30 protein-coding genes and 1 pseudogene are annotated in these 25,561 nt (G+C 36.4%); 24 read left to right on the top strand and 7 right to left on the bottom strand.

What is annotated here, in order from left to right; all coding sequences use genetic code 11:
* Nucleotides 1–35 precede the first annotated feature (35 nt).
* Complete coding sequence (locus ACIQ7T_RS07530; protein WP_402869474.1) at nucleotides 36–266, top strand: hypothetical protein; 231 nt, start codon at nucleotides 36–38, stop codon at nucleotides 264–266.
* A gap of 106 nt (nucleotides 267–372) precedes the next feature.
* Here the strand turns inward: ACIQ7T_RS07530 and ACIQ7T_RS07525 are convergent, their stop codons facing one another.
* The 4 genes from ACIQ7T_RS07525 to ACIQ7T_RS07510 all read right to left on the bottom strand — a co-directional run bounded on the left by ACIQ7T_RS07525 (nucleotide 373) and on the right by ACIQ7T_RS07510 (nucleotide 3,208).
* Nucleotides 373–882 (bottom strand): DUF3231 family protein, encoded by a 510-nt coding sequence (locus tag ACIQ7T_RS07525; RefSeq protein ID WP_402869472.1) that lies wholly within the window; start codon nucleotides 880–882, stop codon nucleotides 373–375.
* A 756-nt stretch (nucleotides 883–1,638) separates the two neighbouring features.
* Nucleotides 1,639–2,181 carry a collagen-like protein gene (locus ACIQ7T_RS07520; protein ID WP_402869470.1) on the bottom strand — a complete coding sequence of 181 codons (543 nt, stop codon included), beginning with the start codon at nucleotides 2,179–2,181 and terminating at the stop codon, nucleotides 1,639–1,641.
* Between the two features lie 189 nt (nucleotides 2,182–2,370).
* On the bottom strand, nucleotides 2,371–2,517 hold the full coding sequence (locus tag ACIQ7T_RS07515; protein ID WP_402869468.1) for a YjcZ family sporulation protein: 147 nt from the start codon (nucleotides 2,515–2,517) through the stop codon (nucleotides 2,371–2,373).
* 304 nt (nucleotides 2,518–2,821) lie between these two features.
* Nucleotides 2,822–3,208 (bottom strand): spore coat protein, encoded by a 387-nt coding sequence (locus tag ACIQ7T_RS07510; RefSeq protein ID WP_402869466.1) that lies wholly within the window; start codon nucleotides 3,206–3,208, stop codon nucleotides 2,822–2,824.
* Between the two features lie 322 nt (nucleotides 3,209–3,530).
* On the opposite strand from ACIQ7T_RS07510, the gene ACIQ7T_RS07505 reads away from it, so the two are divergent.
* The gene (locus ACIQ7T_RS07505; protein WP_370041792.1) at nucleotides 3,531–4,052 is read left to right on the top strand and encodes a hypothetical protein; all 522 of its coding nucleotides are present in this window, start codon (nucleotides 3,531–3,533) and stop codon (nucleotides 4,050–4,052) included.
* Between the two features lie 307 nt (nucleotides 4,053–4,359).
* Here ACIQ7T_RS07505 and ACIQ7T_RS07500 read toward each other — a convergent pair whose 3' ends face one another.
* The 3 genes from ACIQ7T_RS07500 to ACIQ7T_RS07490 all read right to left on the bottom strand — a co-directional run bounded on the left by ACIQ7T_RS07500 (nucleotide 4,360) and on the right by ACIQ7T_RS07490 (nucleotide 5,364).
* Nucleotides 4,360–4,479 carry a YjcZ family sporulation protein gene (locus tag ACIQ7T_RS07500; RefSeq protein WP_370041794.1) on the bottom strand — a complete coding sequence of 40 codons (120 nt, stop codon included), beginning with the start codon at nucleotides 4,477–4,479 and terminating at the stop codon, nucleotides 4,360–4,362.
* Nucleotides 4,480–4,804: 325 nt separating this feature from the next.
* A complete protein-coding gene (locus ACIQ7T_RS07495) occupies nucleotides 4,805–4,918 on the bottom strand; it encodes a YjcZ family sporulation protein (protein ID WP_402869463.1) in 114 nt (37 codons plus the stop codon).
* A gap of 293 nt (nucleotides 4,919–5,211) precedes the next feature.
* Nucleotides 5,212–5,364 (bottom strand): YjcZ family sporulation protein, encoded by a 153-nt coding sequence (locus ACIQ7T_RS07490; RefSeq protein WP_370079061.1) that lies wholly within the window; start codon nucleotides 5,362–5,364, stop codon nucleotides 5,212–5,214.
* Between the two features lie 302 nt (nucleotides 5,365–5,666).
* Between ACIQ7T_RS07490 and ACIQ7T_RS07485 the strand changes: the two genes are divergently transcribed.
* The 22 genes and pseudogenes from ACIQ7T_RS07485 (at nucleotide 5,667) to ACIQ7T_RS07380 (ending at nucleotide 25,515) form a co-directional block, all read left to right on the top strand.
* Nucleotides 5,667–6,107 carry an Acb2/Tad1 domain-containing protein gene (locus ACIQ7T_RS07485; protein ID WP_402869461.1) on the top strand — a complete coding sequence of 147 codons (441 nt, stop codon included), beginning with the start codon at nucleotides 5,667–5,669 and terminating at the stop codon, nucleotides 6,105–6,107.
* A gap of 59 nt (nucleotides 6,108–6,166) precedes the next feature.
* A complete protein-coding gene (locus ACIQ7T_RS07480; protein WP_402869537.1) occupies nucleotides 6,167–6,430 on the top strand; it encodes an HNH endonuclease in 264 nt (87 codons plus the stop codon).
* A 2-nt stretch (nucleotides 6,431–6,432) separates the two neighbouring features.
* Complete coding sequence (locus ACIQ7T_RS07475) at nucleotides 6,433–6,741, top strand: hypothetical protein (RefSeq protein WP_402869459.1); 309 nt, start codon at nucleotides 6,433–6,435, stop codon at nucleotides 6,739–6,741.
* Nucleotides 6,742–6,846: 105 nt separating this feature from the next.
* On the top strand, nucleotides 6,847–7,176 hold the full coding sequence (locus ACIQ7T_RS07470) for a P27 family phage terminase small subunit (protein WP_376077218.1): 330 nt from the start codon (nucleotides 6,847–6,849) through the stop codon (nucleotides 7,174–7,176).
* A gap of 1 nt (nucleotide 7,177) precedes the next feature.
* Nucleotides 7,178–8,872 carry a terminase TerL endonuclease subunit gene (locus tag ACIQ7T_RS07465; RefSeq protein ID WP_402869457.1) on the top strand — a complete coding sequence of 565 codons (1,695 nt, stop codon included), beginning with the start codon at nucleotides 7,178–7,180 and terminating at the stop codon, nucleotides 8,870–8,872.
* A gap of 12 nt (nucleotides 8,873–8,884) precedes the next feature.
* Nucleotides 8,885–10,033: a phage portal protein gene (locus ACIQ7T_RS07460; RefSeq protein WP_402869455.1), complete on the top strand. Its 1,149-nt coding sequence runs from the start codon at nucleotides 8,885–8,887 to the stop codon at nucleotides 10,031–10,033.
* Nucleotide 10,034: 1 nt separating this feature from the next.
* Nucleotides 10,035–10,760, top strand: coding sequence for a head maturation protease, ClpP-related (locus ACIQ7T_RS07455; protein ID WP_402869453.1), 726 nt, complete (start codon nucleotides 10,035–10,037; stop codon nucleotides 10,758–10,760).
* A 37-nt stretch (nucleotides 10,761–10,797) separates the two neighbouring features.
* Nucleotides 10,798–11,985 (top strand): phage major capsid protein, encoded by a 1,188-nt coding sequence (locus ACIQ7T_RS07450; protein ID WP_402869451.1) that lies wholly within the window; start codon nucleotides 10,798–10,800, stop codon nucleotides 11,983–11,985.
* A 22-nt stretch (nucleotides 11,986–12,007) separates the two neighbouring features.
* The gene (locus tag ACIQ7T_RS07445) at nucleotides 12,008–12,325 is read left to right on the top strand and encodes a hypothetical protein (RefSeq protein WP_402869449.1); all 318 of its coding nucleotides are present in this window, start codon (nucleotides 12,008–12,010) and stop codon (nucleotides 12,323–12,325) included.
* 2 nt (nucleotides 12,326–12,327) lie between these two features.
* Nucleotides 12,328–12,624 (top strand): phage head-tail connector protein, encoded by a 297-nt coding sequence (locus tag ACIQ7T_RS07440; RefSeq protein ID WP_402869447.1) that lies wholly within the window; start codon nucleotides 12,328–12,330, stop codon nucleotides 12,622–12,624.
* A complete protein-coding gene (locus ACIQ7T_RS07435; protein ID WP_402869445.1) occupies nucleotides 12,602–12,985 on the top strand; it encodes a phage head-tail adapter protein in 384 nt (127 codons plus the stop codon). Before ACIQ7T_RS07440 ends, ACIQ7T_RS07435 begins: the two co-directional genes overlap by 23 nt.
* Complete coding sequence (locus ACIQ7T_RS07430) at nucleotides 12,948–13,349, top strand: hypothetical protein (RefSeq protein ID WP_402869443.1); 402 nt, start codon at nucleotides 12,948–12,950, stop codon at nucleotides 13,347–13,349. The genes ACIQ7T_RS07435 and ACIQ7T_RS07430 overlap by 38 nt, the downstream gene beginning before the upstream one ends.
* The gene (locus ACIQ7T_RS07425) at nucleotides 13,346–13,759 is read left to right on the top strand and encodes a hypothetical protein (RefSeq protein ID WP_402869441.1); all 414 of its coding nucleotides are present in this window, start codon (nucleotides 13,346–13,348) and stop codon (nucleotides 13,757–13,759) included. The genes ACIQ7T_RS07430 and ACIQ7T_RS07425 overlap by 4 nt, the downstream gene beginning before the upstream one ends.
* Nucleotides 13,759–14,352, top strand: a complete 594-nt coding sequence (locus ACIQ7T_RS07420) for a phage tail protein (RefSeq protein WP_402869439.1) — start codon at nucleotides 13,759–13,761, stop codon at nucleotides 14,350–14,352. The genes ACIQ7T_RS07425 and ACIQ7T_RS07420 overlap by 1 nt, the downstream gene beginning before the upstream one ends.
* A gap of 323 nt (nucleotides 14,353–14,675) precedes the next feature.
* A pseudogene (locus ACIQ7T_RS07415) lies at nucleotides 14,676–15,164 on the top strand (bclA protein); the annotation flags it as partial.
* A 126-nt stretch (nucleotides 15,165–15,290) separates the two neighbouring features.
* Nucleotides 15,291–15,761 carry a hypothetical protein gene (locus ACIQ7T_RS07410; RefSeq protein WP_402869437.1) on the top strand — a complete coding sequence of 157 codons (471 nt, stop codon included), beginning with the start codon at nucleotides 15,291–15,293 and terminating at the stop codon, nucleotides 15,759–15,761.
* 159 nt (nucleotides 15,762–15,920) lie between these two features.
* Entirely contained in the window at nucleotides 15,921–19,898 is a 3,978-nt protein-coding gene (locus ACIQ7T_RS07405) for a tape measure protein (protein WP_402869435.1), read from the top strand.
* 1 nt (nucleotide 19,899) lies between these two features.
* Entirely contained in the window at nucleotides 19,900–20,292 is a 393-nt protein-coding gene (locus tag ACIQ7T_RS07400) for a distal tail protein Dit (RefSeq protein ID WP_402869433.1), read from the top strand.
* Nucleotides 20,289–22,601, top strand: a complete 2,313-nt coding sequence (locus tag ACIQ7T_RS07395; RefSeq protein ID WP_402869431.1) for a hypothetical protein — start codon at nucleotides 20,289–20,291, stop codon at nucleotides 22,599–22,601. The genes ACIQ7T_RS07400 and ACIQ7T_RS07395 overlap by 4 nt, the downstream gene beginning before the upstream one ends.
* Nucleotides 22,594–23,766 carry a GLUG motif-containing protein gene (locus tag ACIQ7T_RS07390; protein ID WP_402869430.1) on the top strand — a complete coding sequence of 391 codons (1,173 nt, stop codon included), beginning with the start codon at nucleotides 22,594–22,596 and terminating at the stop codon, nucleotides 23,764–23,766. The genes ACIQ7T_RS07395 and ACIQ7T_RS07390 overlap by 8 nt, the downstream gene beginning before the upstream one ends.
* A 4-nt stretch (nucleotides 23,767–23,770) precedes the next feature.
* Nucleotides 23,771–24,325, top strand: a complete 555-nt coding sequence (locus ACIQ7T_RS07385; protein WP_402869428.1) for a hypothetical protein — start codon at nucleotides 23,771–23,773, stop codon at nucleotides 24,323–24,325.
* Nucleotides 24,322–25,515: a hypothetical protein gene (locus tag ACIQ7T_RS07380; RefSeq protein ID WP_402869426.1), complete on the top strand. Its 1,194-nt coding sequence runs from the start codon at nucleotides 24,322–24,324 to the stop codon at nucleotides 25,513–25,515. Before ACIQ7T_RS07385 ends, ACIQ7T_RS07380 begins: the two co-directional genes overlap by 4 nt.
* Nucleotides 25,516–25,561 lie beyond the last annotated feature (46 nt).

Below are 25,561 nucleotides of genomic sequence, written 5' to 3'. Positions count from 1 at the left end.
GGAAGAATTGCCGTTTGTTTGTGGGAGGTAGAATTATGGGGAATCCTGCAACAAACTGTGAAGGTGAGAATTTAAAGGTTAAGAAAATTTATAACTGTCTATTTGAACATGAAAGCACAAAAGAGTTAATTCATGTATGTTACGAGGATTTAGATGGAAACATCGTTTATGAGAATTTATCGGATCGTTTATTACAAAAACGCAAAATGACTTATGTAGAACTTTTTAGGGTCTACAAAAGGATTTGGGAGGATGAATGTACATGAAGGTGGTTGTATCAAAAGAACAAATTCAGTAGTGGGCGGGCATTAATACACCGAAAAAACCCCAGTTTTTTATACTGGGGAGACGGTTTGTCAGATTTAATAAATATTATTTTTCTGGATAATCTACATGTAATGGTGGTAGAACTAGCCAACCTTTAGTCTTATTAAGACGTAGTAGTTTAGCACCGAGTAGAGCTTTTGCTGCATGGAATTGACCATACATTAAAGCAATATCTTCTCGAGTTGAAGTGCCCATTGCTTGACTGCATGCAACTAATCCAGCAGCAAGGTCTACTGACAGTGCAGCACTAATTTCTGGATCATTAAATTTTGCTCCAGGAGGAATGTCTTCAATTCTTGCTACCGGACGCTCGGGTGGTGCAGGAGGTAAGCCAACGCCGTTAGTTTTTAATACCTTTTCTAACGGCTTCACTTCGTCTCTTAAAAGTTGGATGATATCTTCAATAATTTTTCTTAAATCTTCATCACCAGCGTGATTATAAAATGTTTGATATCCAGCAATTAAGCCATTATTTGTTGCTAGATTTGTCCAGACACTAAATACTTCACCATAATGTAATGGTTCATCTTTTGGATTTCCACTAAGTATACCCATACTACACTTCCTTTTCTAATTTTTCGCCATTTTTCAAACAAGGATAGTATGGATGAAATAAAAAAAAAAATTCATAAATAAATCAACATTAATGAAGATTATTGTAACAAAGGCACATAATCAAACTCTTTATTATGTATTAGCGGGATAGTGTTGTGCAAGTACAACTTGGGGCGATGCAATGCAACAGGTTGCTATCCCAAAATAAATATATGTAATTTAAGTTGAAAACATAACAACAATAAAAATGTGTGTAAAACGATGAAAAAAACCATCTCCTTAAGGGAAATGGCGAAATTAGCAAATTGAAAATTGGAAAAATGTGTGATGTGTTATATTAAATGCTTTCTCTATGAATATATCTAGGTTTTTGCCATCTAATTAAAAATAACTATATTCAAAAGGGTCACTTGAGGCAGAGTGACCCGAAGCCAATAAATTTATAAAAAGGTGCAGAGCTAAGCTAATTTGCTTAACACTATTATAAATATGTAGTAATAGCAGGTTTTGTATAGTGGATGACCTAGGAAATCGAATTGAAAATAAAAAACCATAACGGTGAGGTCGTTACAGTTCTAAGGTAGTGTGTGTGAAATGTTTTTTCTGAACAATATGAGAATTAATCGAAAGATATCGTTCAGTAAAGGAAGAGTGCATAATTATGAAAAGAAAAAAGGAGTAATTCCTGCGCAAAAGGTTAATCACTCCTAACTATGAAATCTATTGTAGTTTTGAAATAAAGAGAGTTTTATATCTCTAGACAATTGGACTTAACATTTTAAGGATAATAGAAGCATTTACGTTTGTTTGTGTGCCTCCTGCTAAAGTTTGAAGGATTACTGCTGCGGCAGAAGAATGATTCCTAAGTGTAAGAAACCCGCTGGATGGTATAGAAATTATTACCTGACCTGTGTTTTGTTGAGTACCAGCTCCTGAACCATAGACTGCTTGCGCAACCGGTGCACCATTTAAAAATAGTGTGAATTGGTTAGGTTCAACACCTGATACGATAAAAGTAACCTCGTAGATTCCCGGTGTGGTAACAAAAATTTGAGAGGTTCCTGGAGCATGCGTAATCCCCGGTGTAACTATACCTGTTGAATCAAAAATAATATCTGCCTCTACAGCTACAGTTTCAGCACCTAGATTATAGATATAACCATATTCGCAAAGACCACTACATGCTGTTGGCGTTACAGGAATAGCGCCGGTAATTCCACAGAGATCTACGGCTGTGAATGGTCCTATTTGGCTTCCGCATAAGCAGGTACGTTTATTACAGTTACTACAGTTATCCATTTTTTCACCTCCATTTGTAGTATTGTATTCGTATGAAAAATGGAGTAAAGGGCAATAGGTTAATCATGTTCTGTTTTACAGAAAATTGGTAACATGGTTTAAATAATTTATATAAAGGTTACTGCACATTTTGAGCAAAGAAACTATAAAAGGGTCACCAGGTTGGAGGCGACCCTTAAATCTGAAATGTTAATACTCTCTATGCATGAAAGTAGCGCCGATAATAATTAAAAGAATAAATAGAACAACAATTAAGGCAAATGTTGAACCATTACGATGTCCACCACCGTAATAGCAGCCATCATTTATGTCACCAACATTTCCATAGTATCCCATAAATATCCCTCCTTTCTACAATATATAATATGTTAGCTGTAGAGAAGGAGTGGGGTGTTAAACGGCATTAAAAAATATATTTTTGTGAGATAAGACAATAAAAAAGGGTCACTTGGGATAGGAGTGACCCTTGGTAAAAAGTTTCGGATGTGTAAGGCTAAATTAGCTTTAACTTACTATTATTATGATGTGATAGCCATGTTTGTATAGTGAATTGCCTGTGAAATAGATTTAAAAATAAAAAAACGTAGCGTCGTATATAATTCCAACACCTCATCATCTGACAGGTTGGATATTTTATTAATTAAATGAAATTTTGAGGAACACATTCACGAACACCAGAATTTCTCAAGGAGTTAAATAAAGCTGCACTGATTCTTAATAAAACATTGTTATCAGTTCCATCTTCTAAATCATAGATTACGAAGTATGAATTATCTACTGAAAAAATACATTTTCGTTCTAATTTAAATCCAGGTGGTACAGTTGGAAGTTTAAATACAGGTACAATCACAGGTGTATCTCCTTCATCTCTGATAAAATTGAAAGTTTGTTGGTCAATCTCATAGATATTAACTGGATCAATCTCCACACCTTGAGCTGGAATTGTAATTTCATCTTCAACTAATAGGAAAAAGCGTTCGTTTCGAAAATTGAAAAGACTTCTCGCTCCAATTACAAATGATGCCATTTTATATTCACCTCCTATTCTATAGAATATTGTATTCATATCGAATACAGTTGTTTGGACAAAAAGGAAGGTGGAGTGAAGATATAGTAAATATTATTTTTTCAATACTTATAATTAGCCATTTTGTTTCTAGACCGATGTCTATCCTATAGGGTACTTTTGAGTAAAGTAACTATAAGAGGAGGTGTAAGGCTAAATTAGCTTTACATTACTATTAATATGTCGTGATAGCTATATTTGTATAGTGAATTGCCTGTGAAATAAATTTAAAAATAAAAAAGCCGTAGCATCGTAACACGCTATAATAATTGGAGGTGTGCTAATGAGTAGTATCGCACAAGAACAAATAGCTGCAATAGCTGAGGTAGCCATTGCAAAGTTTAATGAACTTCAACAAGAAGAAAAAACTAAGAGATTGGATAGACGGCTTTTTAATACGAGAATATTGTTGAAAAATTATCGTCATTTAAAAGTGTACTGTAATGAAATGAAAGAGAATATGGATTTAGAAGATGGGGAGCAAGAGGAAATAATCACTCCTGATAAAGAATACCTTACATTAGAATCCATAAAAAGAAGCGAAGCTCGTACACTTGCTATGATGCGGTTCATAGATAATATGATTAAAGTCTATGAAATGGATTGCAAACACTTAGGAGCAGAAGCGGTACGAAGATATGAAACACTAATGCATTTTTATATAAAAGATGAAAAAATGACATACGTTGAAATAGCAGATTTGCATAATGTCCATGAACGTACAGCACAAAGGGATCTGAAAGAGGCGATTCATTCGATGTCAGTACTTTTATTTGGTACAGATGGGTTGCGGTTACAATTATAGTCGTGTCGTAAAGATGTCGTTTTAAGTGTATTTTAAATATTGTATAGTGTAAATGTAGAGTAATTGGATTTACTTCACATCTATAGTCTTCCAACTAAATAGACGTTCACTGGTACGTCAACACTACTGAGTCACATCTAACAAGGTGTGGCTTTTTTTATGCCTTGAGAAGTTGAGTGCAAAATTGAAAGAGGAAAATTTAAAAGGATCACCCGGAGGATAGTGACCCTTAGTAAAGGTTTGAAAGTGTAAGGTTAAATTAGTATTACCTTACAGTAGTTATGAGCATTATAGGCGGTATTGGGTATTAGTAACCTCTATGCATGAAAGTAGCGCCGACAATAATCAGAAGAATGAATAGAACAACGACTAAAGCGAATGGGTTTCGTTCGCGACGCTCTTCGCGAAATTCTCCGCAGTATTCCATAAAATATCCCTCCTTTCTATAATCTATAATCTATAATATGTATAGTTTTCAAAAGGGATTGCGATATTTATCTTAGGATGCGTTAGAAAAATGTTTAAAAATAAATATGTTAAAAATAGGTATACACTATCAAGAAAAAATAATAGATGTTAGCTAAGTCATATCCAATAGGGTATGGCTTTTTATTATGCCTATAATGGTTGAGCATGACATTGAAAGAGGAAAAATATTTAAAAGGGTCACCCGGAGGATAGTGACCCTTAGTAAAGATTTGAAGGTGTAGGAGTACCCTAATAATTATGAGCATTAGAGGCGGTATTGGGTATTAATAACGCATGAAAGTAGCGCCGATAATAATCAGAAGAATGAATAGAACAATAAGGAGCGCAAATGCTGAACCGCCACCCCAGCCACCATAACCACCATATTCCTGAGACATAATAATTTCCCTCCTTTCTATAATCTATAATCTATAATATGAATAGTTGTCAAAAGGAATTGCGATATTTATCTATTTTACAAAAATAAAGTCTTATAAATTGAAAAAAATGTTATGACATTGGGAATACAACGAAGAACAGTCTGATAGACTTTCACCTGATTTCTAATCAATATCAGGAAAAAATGAAAAGGATCACTCTGGTAAAAGTGACCCTAAAATAAGGAGGTGTATGGCTAATTAACTTTATCCTATTATTTATTCCTATGTTGTGAACAAAAGAGGTTTTGAGATTAATACAAGAAAGTAGCGCCGACAATAATTAAAAGAATGAATAGAACAACAATTAGTACGAATGCTGAACCGCCACCATAGCCACCGCCGTTATAGCCTCCGTAATAACAATTGTTGTTGTAATTGCCTAAATTATTTCCGAAGTATCCCATGTATATACCTCCTTTCTATTTCTATAATATGTATAGTTATAGAAAGTGAAGGAGGTATTCATCCTATTGAATAAGGATGGGATTGCTCCTTTTAGTGAGTCGTCTTAAAAAATTAAAAGATGATAGGTTAAAAATAGTGTTAACTAAAGGTCGTATCCAAAAGGGTATGACTTTTAATTTTGCAATGGTGGGACAGCAATGTATAAAAAAACATGGGCGAAGTGAGAGTTTGCTATCCCAAGTCCATTGTATGTTAGTAAATAGATCGAAATGACAAAGTATTTATTGTGGAGGGATGAATGATGGCAAATAAATGTTTTGCAAAAGGATGTACTAATGAAGCCACAACAGAGTTTTGTCCAGAATGTTTAATGACTGGTGGTATTAAACCTAAAGATTATATCAACTCTCAATTTGAAAATAGCTTCACGTATCATGCACCAAAGAATGATCAACCACAACGATATGAAGCAATTAGGGACAAAGCAAAAGAATTGGCTCATATGATTGATGAACTATGTCCAGAAAGTCGTGAGAAATCTATTGCTCAAACGAATTTAGAACAATCTGTAATATGGGCTAAAATAAGGAGGTCCAATCAGATGGAACGACTGATTGATTATATTAAAGAGCTAGAGATTAGATTGTTAGCCAAAGGTGAAACATTACCTGCAATGCGTGAAGATGTAGTTGCATTATTATCAGAAGATGATTTACCAACGCGATTAGAAGGTAGTGACTAGGATTGATTAAAGAAGCACGTAAACAAGAACTGATACAGCATATCCTTGCTGGTGAGCTTATGAAGTTCTATAAGTCTAAAGAGTGGATGGATTTACGACTTGATGCATTAAAGCGTGACAACTATGAATGTCAGTTATGTAAAGCAGCTGGACGTTATCACAAAGCAGAGAATGTTCATCATATAAAAGAAGTAAAGACTCATCCACATCTGTCATTGACTCTAAACAATTTACAATGCTTATGCATTAAATGCCATAACGAAGTACATGATCGTTTGGAATTAACACGTAAAAATAAATATGCAAATGACGAGAGGTGGTAGGGGTGCAACTTTCTGATGGCACATGGACATATGATACAGATGTTATCAATGCTGCAGTTACAAATGAGTGTCGTGATTGGTATGAGCGAGACATGCTGAACGCCTTTACTCGTTACGCTTACTATCTATACAAACAGATAAGAGATTGTGTCAATGCTCGTAAGTGCAAGCACATGACGATTGAGAAGGTACGAGAACAATTGAAAAACAATAACAAACTTGACTTCGCATGTAATTTGTTGTCGATTTCGGCCGAAGAAATTTGGTACATCGTTGACTTCGCTGATCAGCATTTAAAATATGTAAAATAAATACCCCCCGGTCAAAAAATTCCGGCTTTTTTAAGGGATTCGTTCAACGGGTAGGGTTCTGTACTCGCAAATTTTTTTTTGAATTTTTCTCGCGTAAGGGGGGGTATGGTGAATAAAAGAAAATTAAATGCGATAAAAAAAGAGTTGATGGCGCTCATCGATAAAAATAGAAATATCGAAGTTGAGAAGGTCGAACGTTATATTAATCTTATAGAGATATATTATATGTTAGATGCAGCGATAGAAGAATTTGGTGTGATGATTACAACAGAAAATGGCTCGCAAAAATTCACCAAACCTAATCCGGCCATCGCAGAGAAAAATAAAATTAATGCTTCGTTAATCGCTCTTGGTAAAGATTTAGGTTTGGATAAACCATTACCGTCACAGACTACAACTAATAGTGGTAGTGATAGTAGAAGTGATTTGACTTAACGTGTTGCGACAAAAATATGTAGATGAATATATTTCACTTTATCGAGAGGGTAAAATCAAGCTTAATAAAGAGCGAGAACTTTTAATTAAATATTTAGAGCGTGATATTTTGTCACGTGATGACTTGTATTTCAATGACGAAATGATTGAGGACTGCATAAATTTTGGGGAGAAGTGGTACTTTCCTCTGAATGCTTATCAGAAGTTCTTAATTGCTTTCGTTTTTTTATTTTTCAAAAAGAATGACCGCGTGTTTTACAGAAAACATTTGTGGATGCTTGGTCGTGGCGGCGGTAAGAATGGATTAATCACGGTTATTTGCAATTTCTTGATTAGCGATTTACATGGTATTAGAGAATATAATATTTCAGTCGTGGCTAATTCTGAAGAACAGGCACAAACATCTGTGGAAGAAGCAGAAAAAACAATCAAACGGAATAGTACTCTACAGAAATATTTCAAAGCAACAGCTACTAGAATAATTTCCAAATTAACAGATAGTGTTTTTAGATTTAGGACATCTAATGGTAATACAAAAGACGGTTTACGTGATGGTGCAGTCGTATTTGATGAAATACATTATTTTGAAACAAATAAAGATGTTCGTGTACACATTTCTGGTCTTGGAAAAAAGGCGAATCCACGAGAATTTTATATCGGTACAGATGGTTATATTCGAGATGGTTTTTTAGACAAGCTCAAAGAAAGAGCTATGAATGTATTAAATGGGGAAGCTCGATCTAATGCTTTATTTCCGTTTATCTGTAAGTTGGATGATGAAAAAGAAGTAGATATTCCAGAGCTTTGGGAAAAAGCTAATCCGATGTTGTCTAAGCCGCTGAGTGAATATGCACAAGGTCTTCTCGACACAATTTATGAAGAATATGACGACTTAGAAGAAGATCCCTCAAACCGTGAAGAATTTATGACCAAACGCATGAATTGTCCAATAACTGATTTACAAAAATCGGTGGCTACATGGGATGAAATCATGGCGGCAACTGAAAATGAAATGCCTGAATTAAAGGGGCATGAATGTATCGCTTGTTTAGATTACGCTAGTATTAGAGATTTTGCAGCATGTGGATTATTATTCAGACCGGAAGGTAATTACGCATTTAAAACCCATTCATTTGTCCGTAAAGAATTTGTAGATAATTTTTATGCTTATTCAAAGAAACGGAATGAAAAGGATAACAAAAAAATATTAGCTCCTATTCGCGAATGGGAAGAAAAAGGGCTGCTTACGGTTGTTGACGAGCCGACAATTGGTGTTAACCATATCGTGAATTATTTCGTGGAAGCGCGGAAAATCTATAAAATTAAAAAGATTATCGTTGATAATTTTAGAGCTGACTTAGTACGAACGGCGTTAGAAGATGCTGGCTTTGAAGTAGAAGTTATACGTAATCCGAAGGCAGCTGATGCGTTACTTGCGCCTCGAATAGAAACGGCATTTGCGAATAAACAAATTATTTTTGGAGATAACCCACTAATGCGTTGGTATACGAATAATGTGCTTGTCATTATCAAAAAGGACGGCAATAAAGAGTATTCAAAGAAAGAGCCAATTCGTAGGAAGACAGACGGATTTGACTGTTTTGTTACAGGAGTGTGGAGGGCTGATGAACTACTCGTCACGAAAATTATTACAAAAGAAAATGTGGCAAAAGTAATTAAGTCGTATAGCTATTAGGAGGTGAGGAATTTGAGTATGTGGCAATGGATTAAAAGCTTTTTTAAAAATGGCCAATTGGAAAGTATGAAAGACTGTTATTATGAATTATCAGCTGAGTATTATTATAAAAAATTAGCTATAGAAACATGTGTCAACTTAATAGCTAATGCTTTATCCAGATGTGAAATTAAAACATACAAAGAAGGTAAATTACAACGGGGAAACATGTACTATGCTTTGAATGTGCAGCCAAATCAAAATCAAAACGCAACCGCATTTTTTCATAAAGCTATTCGGAAATTTATCTATGAAAACGAATGCTTAATCATTATGGAAAATGACAACTTCTATATTGCTGATAGTTTTGATGTGAAGGAATATGCTTTTTATGAAAATGTATATTCAAATATACAAATTGGTGAGCTCGCATTAAACCGAACATATAAAGAATCCGAAGTAATTCGTTTAAAACTTACAGATACAAAAATATTATCGGTAATCGATGAATTGTATGAATCGCATGGAAAAATGATTGAAGCTGCTAAAAGCTATTACAAGCTAAAAAATAATAAGCGGGTATTAGTTAAAGGTGATTATTTAAGGGCGCAGGATGATGAAACGCAGAAAAAAATAGATGACATGTTTGAAAATCAATTGAAAAATTGGTTTGATCCAGACAAGAAAAGTGTTGCTTTCCAATTACAAGATGGTTTTGAGATTGAAGACATGTCTGATTCAAAAACAGGTTTAACAATAGATAGTCGAGATATAAGTAACCTTGTGGATGATATTTTTAATTATGTAGCGATGGCATTTCATGTGCCGCGTGGTTTGTTGAAAGGTGACTTAGCGGATATTGATAAACAAACTGACAATTTTATTATGTTTGCCATCAATCCGCCTGCCGAGATGATGGAGGACGAAATTAATCGCAAGGCTTACTCCAAAGAAGAATATTTAAACCGCACGTATTTAAAGATTGATACGTCGAAAATCAAAGTATCGGACATTACAGAGCTAGCAACCGCATTAGATAAAATGTTTGCAATCGGATTTACGCTAAATGAAATTTTTGAAGAAATGGGGCGCGAAACGGTAGATGATCCAATTGCGAATATAAGACATATTACTAAAAATTATCAAACAGTTGAACAGGCACTGAAAGGGGGTGAAACTTAACATGAAAAATCGTTTTAAGAAATTTAAAAATCAACAATATGCTGAACAAATTCCAGAAATTAAAAAGCAACTATCAGCAAAAAAAATTGATGCGTCCACAACTGAAATTGTCATCTATGGCGACATTGGGGAAAGCTGGTGGTACGATTCTATTTCTGCAAGTGACATTGATTCATTATTAAAAGATGTAACGACTGACAATATTACGGTTCGTATTAACAGTCCTGGCGGTGACGCTTTTGACGGTATTACAATTTACAATCGCTTGAAGGATCATAATGCTGAAGTAAAAATTATTGTGGATGGTTGGGCTTGTTCTGCAGCATCTATTATAGCGATGGCAGCGGATGAACTTGTGATGAATACCGGCTCAATGTTGATGATTCACGAAGCATCTACAGGCATTTGGGGAACTAAGAAAGATTTAGAAAAAGAAGCGGAGTTATTATCTAAGCTTGATAAATCTTTAGTAGACATATATATGACAAAGGCAATTGTAGAACGTGAAGAAATTGAACAAATGGTCAATAATGAGACATGGTTTACTGCTGATGAAGCTATCGCTATCGGCTTCGCCGCAACATCAATTGTGGAAGACGTAACCGATGACGACAAAACCAAAACAGATGCAGAAGCATTTAAAAATAGTGTTCTTGCCCGTTTTAAGCAAGAGCCAGCGCAAAAACAAAATATTTTAACAAAATTCCAACGCAACTCAGATGAGTAGGCGTTTTTATTTTACTCAAAAATAGGAGGTCATTTATATGACAGGTATTAAAAATTTAGATAATGAACCAAAAGTTATCGAAAATAAAGAAGCTCAAGTGGCCGCTCTAAAAGCAGCATTTGAAAGCGCTGATCCAAACGAAGTAGCAGCTCGAATTGTTGAGAATTATGAAAGTAATATGCTACATTTCCAAGATTTAATGAACACGACAATTCGCGAGGCCAATCGTGCAAACGAGCAACAATGGGACAATGCTGTATTAGCATCACGAGGCATACGTACATTGACGACAGAGGAAAAGAAATTTTATAACGCTGCAATTGATGTGCAATCATTTGACGGTGTAGCTACATTTGTACCACCAACTGTATATGAACGCGTATTTGAAGATTTAGCAATGGACCATCCATTATTGTCTCGCGTTAATTTTCAGCGCGTCGGTGCAACTACGCAATGGGTCGTGCGTAAGGAAGGGGCAACAACAGCCTTCTGGGGAGATGTGTGCGATGAAATCAAAGAAATGGTTGACCACGGATTTGAAACAATTGAGCAAGGTATGTATAAACTTTCTGGCTTTTTAGTTGTCTGCAAAGCAATGTTCGAACTTGGACCTGAATGGTTAGATCGTTATGTACGTGCATTTTTAACAGAAGTTATTTCAACAGAGTTAGAAAATGTCATTGTTAAAGGGACCGGTAAAAAACAACCAATCGGTATGATTAAAAATTTAGCGGGTGCTATTGTGGATGGCGCATATCCAGATAAAGCCAAAGTAACTTTGAATGTTTTCACACCTCAAGAAATCGGAGAAAAAATCTTGGCACCAACAACAAAAGGCGGTACTCGTAGTTATACGGGCGTATCATTAATCATTAACCCGTTCGATTATGCGACAAAATTATTTGCGTATGGGGCAAAGCAACGCGATGACGGTTCTTGGACACATAATAATTTTGCTATTCCTGGTTTGGAAATCATTCAATCACCTGCTGTCCCATTGAATACAATGATTTCCGGTAAACCGAAAGATTATTTCATGGGGGTAGCTGGTGAAACAAAATTAGAATCTACTGACGTATTACGCTTAATTGAAGATCAACGTTTATATTTGACTCGTCAATTAACAAATGGACGTCCACTTGATAATGATTCGTTCATCGTATTTGATATTACAAATATGGCTATCAACAACACAGTCACTACAAATACACCAGATACACCTTAATTAATTTGGGAGGGAAATGAACATGATTACAGCAAAAGTAGTAAATCCATTTAAAGCGCTTGAACATAATGGCCGTTTGTATAAAGCAGGTGACACATATCCAGCTGAAGGATTTACAGCAAATGAGGAACGTGTGTATTTTTTAACAGGTGTGCATCCTGAGTACAAAAAAATCTATCTTGCAGAAGTTACGATTAACGAGCAGGAAGAACATAAAGAACAAGTGTCAGAGTTTCCAAAGCACACAGGAAGAGGTTATTATGAGCTTTCTAACGGCACTAAAGTAAAAGGTAAAGAGGAAGCTATCGAAGCGGAAAATGCATTGAAAAGCGGTGAATAAGGATGCATGAACTGCTTATAGAATTAAAGCATCGATTACGTATTACATGGGATGATGAAGATGCTGAGTTAGAACGTATCATTAATAGAGCAAAGTCTTACTTCGAGAAATTGACGAGTAAGGCTTTTTCTTTTGGATTAGACGCATGGGAAACAGAGTTGTTATTAGAGCGCTGTCGCTATGTATATAACAATGCAGCAGATGAATTTGAAAAGAACTTTGCAGATGAATTGAAACGCCTTATTATGTATGTTGCATTAGAAAAGAGGGCTGAAAATGGCCAACAAGAAGATTCGTGATGTTTTAAATGATGGTTTTATCCAGTACGGTACTAAAGAAACAGAACGGTCTGCAAAGGGAAAGCGAATTGGCGAAAAATTTGTGCCAATTGGTCGGCTTGCTTATCAGGAAATGTCATGTCGTGATGAAGATTATGAAATGGCCAAAGTATTGAGTGCTGTTTTGAGTTTAAAAATTCGCACGCTCTGCCCTCCAAGTTTACGCAAATTTGATAAAAGTAAATTAAAAGTCATTGTGGATGGAAATGAGTATGACGTGATTAAGGTCGATTCGGATCGAGAAAAGATGTATCTCTATTTTTATTTGCAGGAGGTGGGAGCACATGAGCAAAACAAAAATCAAGATGCAGGAACAGATTGACGCTTTACTTACAGCGTTAAACACCTTTGATATTCCTGTTTTTGAGGATGGTTTAGCTGAGGATGAAGAAACTCAGTTTAAGAAAAAGAACTATCATTTCTTTGTTTATGAAACAGGTGACATGAGTAAAAACGATGATAATAAGTCTATCAGTCAAGATGTAGGTATCTATTATTATTCGGAAAATCGTGATGACATCGATGAACGTACGATTGATATTATTACAGAGCTTTCTAACTTACCTCGCATGGCTTTGAAACGTACCCAAAAACAAAGATTAAAAAGAAAAGATACGGATAACTATGTTGATAGAGTTGTATTTCTTTATCAACGCAAAATTGTGACTGGGTGTGTTGAATTATGAGGTCACTAGTTGAATTTAACGATTTAACATCTTTGGAAGAAAAAATTAAGGCGTTACCAGGTCGGGCTGAGGAAGCCATTAACAAAGTGCTACACACGGATGCTATTGCAATTGCTACAAAAGAAATGTCCAATCTTTTACCCGTTTCAAATGTTACTAATAAGAGACACGCGAAAGAAAGTAATTGGTCAACAAGTGAGGAACATAATTTGGGGTTTGTTGTGAAAACAAAGGGAGGAGCCGCCAATAAAAAAGGTAGTTTTGGTTACTTGGTTTTCCCTGATGAAGGTCGAGGACCATCCAATCCCTGGGCACAGCATTTTAGTGATCGTTCATTACAGAAATCAACGCCTAAAATTTTAGAGAATTTACATGGCGCATTAGAAGAATTAATAGAGGAGGGCTTATAATGGCAAAACAAGTAATTGAGCAATTTGATGCGTGGAATATCAAAAACGCATCGATTCAATTTATGAAAGGAGGCAAACAAGAACCAGGTACAAAATTTGGTTGTGTAGGTACGATTGCATCTGAACCTGAGACAACCGTTTTATCGAAAAAATGTGGTCGTGCAACAATTGCGGAAAAAACCGTTACATTAAAGCTAAATGTAACAGTTAGTGCCCATGTACCTGTACAGGTTTTACGAGATTATTTCGGTTTATCTAATGAGGATTTAAAGCCTGGTATCTATAGTTATGGCTCCAATTCATTAGGTAAAGACTTTGTATTTACAGCTGATGTGGTCGATGAATTTGAGGATCTCACAAAATTAATTGCATTCCCTAAAGCATCTAATGCAGGTGGTTTTACCATCAACATTGATACGTCACAAGAAGAGTTAGCGATGCTTGAACTAGCATTTAGTGCAGTTGCGGATGCATATGGCCAATTCTACTATGAGGCGATTACAGCTGAGTTAGAAGAACCAGAAATTGCGGAAACTTGGCATACAAACTTCACACGAAAATTAGTTGAAAAAACTGAACCAGATACACCTTAATGAGCGCCTATTGTAGCTTTGTAAAAAAGATTGATAACAATTATTTCTTTAGTTAGAAGTGATTTTCAATTAGATATTTATGTTGAATTTGAAAGATTGTGAAGAAATATATTTAAACTAACGGTGCAGGTTTGTTCAAGTTCAATAAAAACTTGAGTAGTTTTTAAACCAATCTAATATTTCTTAAAAGCATACTCTATAAGAAATAGTGGGGTGAAATTATGTCTAAAAAAAAGAAAATTACTACAATAAAACCTAACGGATGTTGTCCTCCGGTTAAATACACAGCGCTTAATAGTCATTGTCCTTCTGTCCCTTCATCTTCATGTCTTTGTGACTGTTGTGTTTCTCCACTTCAGTCCGTCTTACAACAACTTGTTGGGCAAACTGTAATTCTTGGTACTATTGCAGACGCACCTAATGTACCTCCTCTCCTTTTTTTATTCACTATTGTTGAGGTGAATGATTTTTTAGTTACTGTTACAAATGGAACTACAACCTATGTTGTAAATATTTCTGATGTAACAGGGGTAGGTTTTTTTCCACCAGGACCTACTATCAATTTGTTGCCACCTGTTGATTCTGGATGTGAATGCAATTGTCGCGAACGACCAATTAGACAATTGTTGAATACACTTATTGGTTCAACAGTAAATCTTTTGGCAAGTAATGGGTCTACTGCAGTAGATTTTAATGTGGAACAAACAGGTCTTGGCATTGTGTTAGGTACTCTATCAATAAGTCCTAACCAACCAATCTTTAGATTTGCAATTTCAACTTGCAAAATTGTAGCTGTAGGGCAGACTAATTGAATAAAAAATGATGTTAAAAACAAATATTTAGTGAGTCAGTAGTTATTAATAATTAGTAGTTTTTATTTCAAACCAACACCTCCGAATTGGAGGTGTTTTATTTTTAAATAGATGGAGGAGAATCACATGAAAATTCAAAAGGTCGAGTTAAAAGAGGTAGAAGTTGTAGAAGTTGACGGTGAATTTGAAAAGCGATTTGTTAACACAAAAGTACACCCAGCATTTTTAACGAACGCTGCAGTGAAAAAAGGATACGATACAGGGTTATTAGAATCAAGCTTGTTTGAAGATTTACTGAAAATAAAGGGACTTGAAACACTTATTACTCAATCCGATGAAGAAGCTTCCCTTGAGTTATTGAATGCTTTTGATGAGCAAAAATTAATTGCTGTTATTTATCTAGCTGCAATTGGCGCCAATAAAAATTTTGGATTATCCTTTGATGAATTTTTAGAAATGTACCATTATTCATTAACAGATACAATCCAACTTTATGCTAATTTGATTGTTGGATTAATGAGTGAATCGAATGAATTTGCTAAAGCTTTACACAAACAAACGAAAAAATCCAAAAAAAAACAACACCACCAAAGCTAGTCATCAAGCATGTGGAGGACCTTTACACACTCTACGTATTAATAGCAGGCATCGACCCCGAAACCTTTTGGCATGGTCCAATAGCAACAGTGGAACGAATTTATGCGAATAAATTGGCGTTTGATGGGTGGAGTAATAGCCTGATAGGAGAGTGAGTATATGGCTAACAATAACAACGAAGTCAAGATAACCTTCAAGGCATTTAACCAAGAATTTAATAAATCAATGACGGAAATGAACAAAGAAACAACATCATTACGTCAAGAGATGAAGCTTCAGCAAGAACAGATGAAACACAATGCTTCTGAGACTGAAAAGTTAGAGGCGAAAATGAGTGGTTTACAACAAATTTATGAAGTAGCAAAGCGTAAAACAGAAGAAACCACAGCAACTTTAGCACGTGCAAAAAATCTATGGGGTGAAAATTCAGAGGAAGCAAAAAAACTAGAGGAACAGCTTAAACGTAATCAAATTGCTGAACAACAAGCAGCCAATGCCATCACAGGAACAGAACAAGCATTACAACGTGCTAAGCAAGCTCAGGCTGATCAAACGGAGTCTTTACGACAACTACAAAATTTATTTTCAGTCACTGGCCAATCGGTTGGTGATTTTTCTGATTTATTGGGGCGAGATTTAACAAGAGCTATCCAAAATGGTTCTGCCAGTGCAAAAGAATTAGATACTGCATTCGATAAAATCGCGCGCTCATCATTAAACGCAGGTCGTGATATAACAGAGTTGCGAGCATCCATTCGTTCGTTAGACAGCGGTTCTTCTGTTGAACAAGTCCGACAAGATTTAGCTCGATTGGGACAAGAAGCAAATGAAGCTGAACAAGAAGTGAATGGTCTTGCGGATAGCTTAAAGTCTATGGCAGGTGCAGCGACTGCGGCTATAGGTGTAGGTACAGCAGTATCAGCAACATTAGAAAGCGCTAGTTTGGATACGTCTATTAAGATTTCTTTTGATGTACCTGAATCATCAAGAGAAACCGTTAGACAGGCTGTACGAGATGTAGAAGCGTACGGTGTTGATGGAGAAGCCTCACTCGAAGGAGTTCGTAGGCAATGGGCTTTAAATAAAGATGCTACAGATGCGGCTAATCAAGAAGTTGTAAATGGTGCAGCTGTCATTGCCCGAGCATATAGTGGAATCGATTTTACTGAACTGATTCAAGAAACGAATGAAGTTGGCAAAGCTCTTGGTATATCCAATATCGAGGCAACCAACTTAATTAGTCGTTTATTGAAAATCGGTTTCCCGCCTGAACAGCTCGATATTATAAGCGAATATGGCGGACAGCTAAAACGAGCGGGCTACAATGCTCAGGAGATTGAAACTATCTTAGCGAGAGCTGCTCAAGAAAAAAGCTGGAATATCGACAACTTGCTAGATGGCTTGAAAGAAGGGCGTATTCGCGCTGTTGAAATGGGCAATGGATTGAAAGAATCTATGAAGGACGCTATTCGCGATGTTGTTGGGGATACGCAAAAAATGTCAGATGAACAACTCTCCGCGATGGAAGCTAACTTTTCTAAACAAGAAGCTGCCATGGCAAAATCGCTAAGTAATCGAGAGAAGACCATCTCAAAAGGTCATGCTCAACAACAAAAAGCTTTAGATAAAATGTTGCAAAATGAGTATGACGCTGTATCTAAGAGTTATGACCAGCAACAAAAAGCACTCGAAAAAAAATTAAGTGCTAATTATGATGCTACGGTTAAAAGCTATGAACAGCAACAAAAAACATTGGAAAAAAGATTAACTGCTGAAACTGAGACATTAACTAAAAATCAGCAAGAACAGTTACGTCAGCTTGAAAAAGCGCAACAAGAAGAGTTGAAAATTTTTGAGAAAAACTCTCAAGAAAAAATAAAGCTCATAGACAACGAATACAAAGAGCGCATGAAGCTTATTGATGAAGAAAAGTATAATCAGTTAAAAGCTTTAGACAATCAAATAAATTCATTAAATGCTAAAACCGAAGCTGAAGATAAAGCCATTAAGAAGCAAGAAAACGCACAGAAGCGTGCTGAATTAACCTTACGTGTAAATAATGCGAAAACGAACGCGGATCGCCAGAACGCAATGCGAGAATTACGTGATTTTGAAGAACGGTTACGTCTTGAAAAAATCAGAGAAGATCGCAAAGAACAAATTGAAGTTTTAAAAGGCCAAAAAGATTCAGTAAAAGAAGCATCGGATTCTAAAAAAGAAGCGCTTAAAACAGAGACTGAAACTCGAAAAGAACAACTTTCGGAGCAAATTGCAAACGAAAAAGAATCGTTAAAAAGTGGACTTGATGAGCGGAAAAATGCATTAAAAGAAATGCAGTCAGCTGAAAAAGCAGGCTTACAAGAACGGCATAACGCTCAAAAAGAAGCTTTTCAACAACGCAAACAAGAGGAATTAAAGGTACTTAGTGAATCTAATAAGGCACAGATTGATGCGTTACGAGAAGTGAATCAGGCGAAATTATCGGCACTTCAAGAGGAACATACTAATCGTAAAGAAGCACTTAATGAGAGATTAAGTGATGAAATGGATGCTGTAAGAGAAGCGCACAAAGCTGAATTAGATTCATTTAAAGCCATGAATGCCGAAAAGTTAGCGATAGCAAAAGACCCTCCTGACAGTGCTGCTGTACAAGCCTTATTCTCTCAGTTAGAGGGATGGGGAAAAGCGATTGCTAAAGGTGGCGAAGAAGGTTCGAAAGCTTTCTCCGAGATGGCAACATGGTTATCAACAATAGAAGATGCTACTTTACGTGAAACGATTGGCGTTGAAATTTTCGGGACTATGTGGGAAGACCAGGGCGATGCAATTGTTAGTGTGCTAGATGATGTAGCTAATGGACAGATTACTGTTTCAGAAGGTCAAGCAGAAATTAACAAAATGGCGAATGAATTAGACACAGATCCGATGGTTTCATTAAAACAAGCCATATCAGATATAAAAGAAGGACTTGATCCGTTGCTTGGTGTTATTACTGAAGTAGTATCGGGTATTGCTAGTTTCGCAAAAGAACATTCCACTTTAGCATCGATTATTGTTGGTGTTGTCGGTGCTATTGGCACATTAGTAGGTGCATTTACCGCACTCAGCCCAGCAGTATACACCATAACAACCTTATTTGGTGGTGGAAAGGGTGGTGCTGGCTTTGCTTCGATTTTAGGTAAACTCATTCCGGTCATTGCTAATCTAGCCTCGAAAGTCTTACCAGCTTTAAGACTTGCTTTTGGCGCTTTAACAGGACCAATTGGTATCGCGGTCACAGCGTTAACCATAGCAGTTCCGTTAATTATTGAAAACTGGGATTCTATAGCAGAATTCTTCACAGATTTATGGGATTTTATTGTTGGCGTTTTTAAAAAAGCTGGTGGCGCTATAGTCGACTTCCTGAAGGAAAACTGGAAAACCATCCTTGCTGTCGTTACTGGACCAGTTGGCATATTAGTAAAAACGATTGTTGAAAACTGGGACACAATAAAACGTAAGACAGTTGAAATTTTTACAGGTGTCTCTAACTTCTTTTCGAATATCTGGTCAAAAATTTCCGATATTGCTAAGACTGTTGTCGACAAAATCAAAGGATTCTTTTCATTCGGTGATTTGCTTGGGAAGGTCAAAGAAAAATGGGATTCTATTTATTCGGCCATTAAGACACCAATAAACAAAGCAAAGGATGCCGTTAAAAAAGCAATAGATGCTATTAAGGGATTCTTTAAATTCGATTTTAATTGGCCAAAGCTCAAGAAGCCTAAATTTAGTATTAAGGGCTCTATCAATCCATTAGATTGGTTCGGTGAAGGGCTTCCTAAAATCGATATTCAATGGCATGCAAAAGGTGGCGTATTTAATAAGCCAACGTTGTTTAATACAGGAAATGGATTACACGGGGTAGGAGAAGCTGGTCCAGAAGCCGTATTACCTCTTAATGAGCGAGTGTTAGGTGCAATTGGTAAAGCAATATTTGATGCAGCAGGTGGAGGACAACAAGAACCGCAAATAATTCACAATAATTATGAACGCATGTTAGAGGGCGCACAATTTATTATTCGCGAAGAAGCTGATGTTAAGAAAATTACACGTCAAATTTATGAACAGCAGCAACGTGATCGAAGGGGGAAATAGTATGCGTGACATCACATTTAAAGGAATACACTGTTCACGATTTGGGCTTGAGGTTATGGACACCGAGAGGCCCCTTTTTGGTGAATTTAGTGATTCATTTATAAAATTACCGGAGGTTAGTGGCAGTGTAGTGGTAACTGATAATAGTGAAAGTGATATTGAAATTCGCATACAATTCCTACTTACACCGTTGCCTGGTCAAACCTATTATGATGCTTGTCGGGCTTTGCGTGGTTATTTTAAATCATCGCAGAAAGAGCGATTAATTTTTGATGAAGATTCAAAGTGGGCATACATGGCCAAGTTTATTTCTAGTGAAGATTTTGAGCGTATCGTGGATGACGGGTTATTTTGGGCAACGTTCCGTTGTTCACCTGATATGGTGGCTGTATGAGTTACGATATTAAGGTTTTAAATCATAGCAATCTATCGCTTATCGGTACGCTTGAAAATGTCATTAACGCAGAGATTTATGAAGTCATCAATGACCAATACACTGCTGACATACAAATGGCTGAAAATATATTCCCCTCCTTTTTACACTATCCTAATTTAGTGGAAATGGATAGGGATTATTTTATTATTGCTGGGGTAGACAAGCAGCGTGATCGAAGTAAAGCAATTAAGCTGATGCTTGAGCATGTAAGTTATATATTAAATAATCCATCGGAAGCGCCCTTTGTAGCAGAAGATGAAGAAGAATTTTATGAGGGTTCACCACGGAGTATCATTTCACAATGCTGGGGCATGAACCGATTTCAGATTATTGATTTAGCAGGCGGTTATTATTACTATAGGCCAAGCGCTAAAGGTGGTAGGAGTCGCATTAATGAATTTGCACGCCAAAATGGGTTAGAAGTTGAATTTAACAAGTTTGTCATTACGATTCATAACAGACGTGGTGCCAATAAAAGCCTTAAGTTAGAGGTTGGGAAAAACATTCAATCGATTACACAAAAAATTGATTTGGATGAAAATTTTTCGTTTGAATATGCACATGAAGTAGACATTATCGATTTTAGTAAAATGTCAGGCTCTCAACAGCAAGAAATCGTATCAGCTGAGCTAGGGGATACCGTTCGCATGATTGATACAGATTTAGCCATTGATGCAACGGAACGTATCGTAGGTAAACGCTATAATCCTTTATTTAAAGAAGTACCGAAGTTGGATGTAGGGCAAGTTATACGTGATATTGTGAATGTCATGAATGAAGATAAGGGATATGAAGAGAAAGAAGACCCTACCTTAAATTACTTTTTACAGAGTTGGCAAATGGGCAAGATCAATTGTATGGCTCTTGATGGGATCGAACTTGGCGAGGAAGAAATCTTACCTGACAATATATCTACCTCTATTGATTATTATATCCAAGGTGAACTAAAAGGTATGTCTTTAAAGGTTAAGCCCCAATACAGTAAGTACCACGTGTACATTAGTGAGTGGTATGAGGACAATCAATTTGAAGAATACAAACTTGAGAAAATAACTGACGTTATGAGTAACTGGACATTTCCAAAACCTAAAATGCAAGCAATCAGTATTACCATAAGTGAAGTGCCACTCGAACAACTTAATCCAGAGATTCACAAAGTAAGAGATTATGCAGTGAAATTCAATAAAGTTTATATTGCCCCGTTACGTGAATTTAAAATTGGTAAGAACAACATGTTAGGCAACAGTAGCTTGTTAATTGACACAGAAGGGGAAAATATAGAGCTTGATGATTTTTCTGTCAAGTTAAACTATCACCTGATGCAAGAGTACGGAGGTATTAAATTATCATTAAGGCCTGAATTTAGTAATTATAAAATAAATATTGTGACGTTCGGCTCTGACGGTGTTCCATTTGTGTACGAGTATGAAACGATAAGGGATCAGTTGCTCAATTGGAAACTACCGCGTGATGGTGCAGAATACTTATTAATTACTATTTCAGAAGTTCCAAATTCACAATTTGATCCAACTGTTCATAAGAATGTGATGTATGGAGTTGCTTTCGAAAAGATACCATTTGAACCTCTTTTCGAGTTACGTATTGGAGAAGTGAATTGTTTACAATTAAATGGTGTGTTAGTACCTGCTAGTCCTTCATTAAATGCTATTCAAGCAGAAATATTTTATAAAGCATTACTCGAACACAATGGATTACGCTTGAAGTTATTAAGAAAATATCGTTCTTATTACGTTAGTATACGTACTTACAGCAGTAAAGGTATAAGAACTGTCAGATCATACGAGGGTATAAAGGATTGGACTTTCCCACGTAAAAATGTGATGTACATTGTTATTAGTATTCTTGAAAAACCACCATCAGAATTTGACTCATCAAAGCATAGGCAAGCTTGGTATGCTTTTAGATTTACAGCACAAAATGATGAGGTTGTTGACCCTGGTTTACTTGGACCAACGTATTATTTAGAGTCAGAAACTGTATCAGCAGATAGTGACGGGGCTGAATTTCTTTTTACAACTTCCTACGATGAAGTAATTAGTGTGACTACGGGGATTGGCCAGGTAGAGCAAGCAGAGCCGATAACAGCACTATGGGAATTAATTAAAGATGCAGAAGATAAATATACAGGCGTTAAAATTAATTTGATAGGCTTGGAAAGCGGAAATGTAGATATAAGTGTACAAGCCATGTGTCAAGAGGGAATTGAAGAAGAAGAAGAGGAAGAAGGAGAGGGGGATGATGTTTAGTGGTGGAACTGGTACAAAAGATGACCCATTTTTAATTAAAACTGTACAAGACCTTATCAATGTGAGGAATAAAAATAATGAAAACCCTAAGTATTATTATAAACAAGTAGCGGATATCGATTTATCAGGTGCTGAATGGCTACCAATAGGCTATCAAGGTAAAGCGTTTGGTGGTACCTATAATGGTGGTGGATATACGATAAGTAATTTAACAATCACTGAAGATATTGAGGGTCCAGCTTTTATCAGCTCAGCAATAGAAGCAACACTTTTAAATATCACGATTGATAATGCGTATATTACTAACACGTTATGGACCTGGATAGCTATTTTAGTATCATCAACAAACGATTGTACAATTACCAATTGCCATGTAACAGGCAAAATGGAATCCACAAATGTACACAGTAGTACAGGCGGCCTGATAAGTTCAGCTGGTACAGGGACAATAATAAATAGGTGTTCTGCTGATGTAGATATAACAGCAGGATTGGCGGGAGGGCTTGTTTGCTATTCCAATGCTGTTATAAAAGATTGTTATGTTACAGGTAAAATTGGTGGCGTACAAGATGAAGATAAGCCAGATGATAAGTATATACAGGCTGGTACATTTGCTAACGTTCTATATAGTGGTAATGTTGAGAATTGTTATACATGTGTAGAGATTTATAACTATTCGTCACGTAGTAGGAAACAGTTGGATGTTTTTGCTAAAAATTACGGTGCTGAAATAATTTCCTGTTATTGTGATGTATCGTTAGGTGTAACTATGCGGGGTTGGTCTAGCGATTTAAATTATATTGAAGAAATGTTTATAAGAGGCACAGATAATAAATTATATGTAAATTACGAATCACAGTACAATAAAGATCGTGATTATTGGGAGCCTGAATGGAATAGTACAGGTCCTCCCTCATGGTGGCCAAAACCTTATTATAGGGCACAACCTATAACAGGTGAAGTATGGTCAAATTTCTGGAAGCAAGTAACAGAAATTTACACCGAGGCACGTACAACTACAGAAATGCAAACACAATCAACATTCGATGGATGGGATTTTGATACGGTATGGACAATAGACGAAGGTAGAGACTATCCTCGATTTAAATTAAAGATTACACAAATAAAATGCAAGCGGATGCCATTAACAAACTACAGAAGGTGATAATATGACAAAATTTAATCAAGAAAAGTTAATCCGTGATGCATTGGGAAGCCCTATACCTAGTCAGGGTTGGGATAATGTAAAGCAAGTTTTTGTAGTACCAGGCGGAGAAGGTGTTGATTTTACAAAAAAGAAGCTAATCCGTGATGCAGTTGGCGCAGTCATACCGCAATATTGGGATGGTGAGAAGTTTATCCCTCGAACATCTTCAAGTGGTAGTGGAGAGCAGGGTCTACCAGGTCCGAAAGGGAATCCTGGGGATTCAGCTTACAAAGTAGCCGTTAATAACGGCTTTAAAGGAACAGAGCAAGAATGGCTTGGATCACTTAAAGGTGACAATTCGTATACTGCGGCTGTTGCTGCAGGATACAAAGGCACGGAAGAAGAATGGGACAAGGCATTAGTTGATGCTGTAATGAATGGTGGAGGTGGAGGCCCTATTGGTGTTCCGATATGGCCAGGTCCACTTAGTGATGAAGTTCACAAGAGTCAAGTAGATCGTTTCCGTACTGCTGTGAAGCATAACGAACCGGTCATTACGTTGGAGGTGAAATCATGAAGGATGTTGTAGAGCAAATCATACAAAAAGGACAAGTACAGGGATTAATTACTGTGCAATTGTTCGATGCAGAATCTGGGGAGTTGCAACATGAAGAGAAAACACATAACTTTATCTCACAGGGTGTGTTGAAGCATGTCTTTAACTCTTACATTAGTGATATCTTCACACGATATCGACATTCAGATGGTGTAACTACTAACTACTTGGCCTCAGAACGTTATGCGGATCTATTCCGTTACATTATTTTGACGAATGATGCCTCACCAGAAGATCCGATGAATGAATGGTTACGTAAGGCGAACGCTACAGCATTTGCACGAACAGACAATTCAGACAGTAACACAACGAATATGAAAGAGGGAAACATTAATCGTAATGAATCCCGCACAATCTTCGGACAAGCGAAGCTAGTATTCGATTGGTCAACAGAAAAAGGTAATGGAACTTTCCAAAGTATCAATTTCGAACCTATAAGCGGTGCCGTAAATGGTTCACCTTATAGAGAAAAGCCTGTTCCTGAATTGGTCGGTATAGTCAAAGTAGTTGAACACCAAGATAAACTTTACATGTTTAAACCGAGTGCCGATAAACAAATCGAAATTAGGGACGCTACAACACTTGCACTTATTGCCAGCTACAATAAGCCAGTAAATAACTTCCGAGACTTTACAATCAAAGGTGATAGGTTTTACTTTGTTAAAGATGCTGCCGATGTTTTATGGTCAATGCCTCTTAGCGATTTGACAGCCACTCCAGTAAAGGAAAAAACTTGGACACTCCAAAACGCTGGTGGGATAGATTACGATCCGGTGAAGAATGAGTTCTATATCGGCGAATACTCTACACCAAAACAGCTGTTCGTTCTTGATGGTACTACTTTCGCTGATAAGAAAGTATATCCGATGGAGAACAGTTCATCAGGGAGCTATTCAAGTGGTTACCTTTTCAAGATTCCTGAAGGCTTTATCGTTTCTGGTAGGTTTTGGAATCATGAAGAGGATTTCAACTATCCAATCCTAACTAGTGGAGCAGTTGGTGCTATTCGCCAAGACAAGATTTATACACAAAACGGGTATATAGTCGATAAAATGTACATTGGTTCTCGTGTCAAACTTGCAGCACCAATCACTAAGAACAACAACCAAGTAATGAAAGTTACTTACGAATTTATTACACCAACAGATTAAAGTAGGTGAGGTAGAAGAACTAAACGTACATGTATTCAAATATGAT

It is taken from the genome of Lysinibacillus sp. NPDC096212 (assembly GCF_044763105.1).
Classification (GTDB): domain Bacteria; phylum Bacillota; class Bacilli; order Bacillales_A; family Planococcaceae; genus Lysinibacillus.
The sequence above is the reverse complement of the archived record's forward strand: the minus strand, read 5'-3'. Positions and strand labels throughout refer to the sequence as shown.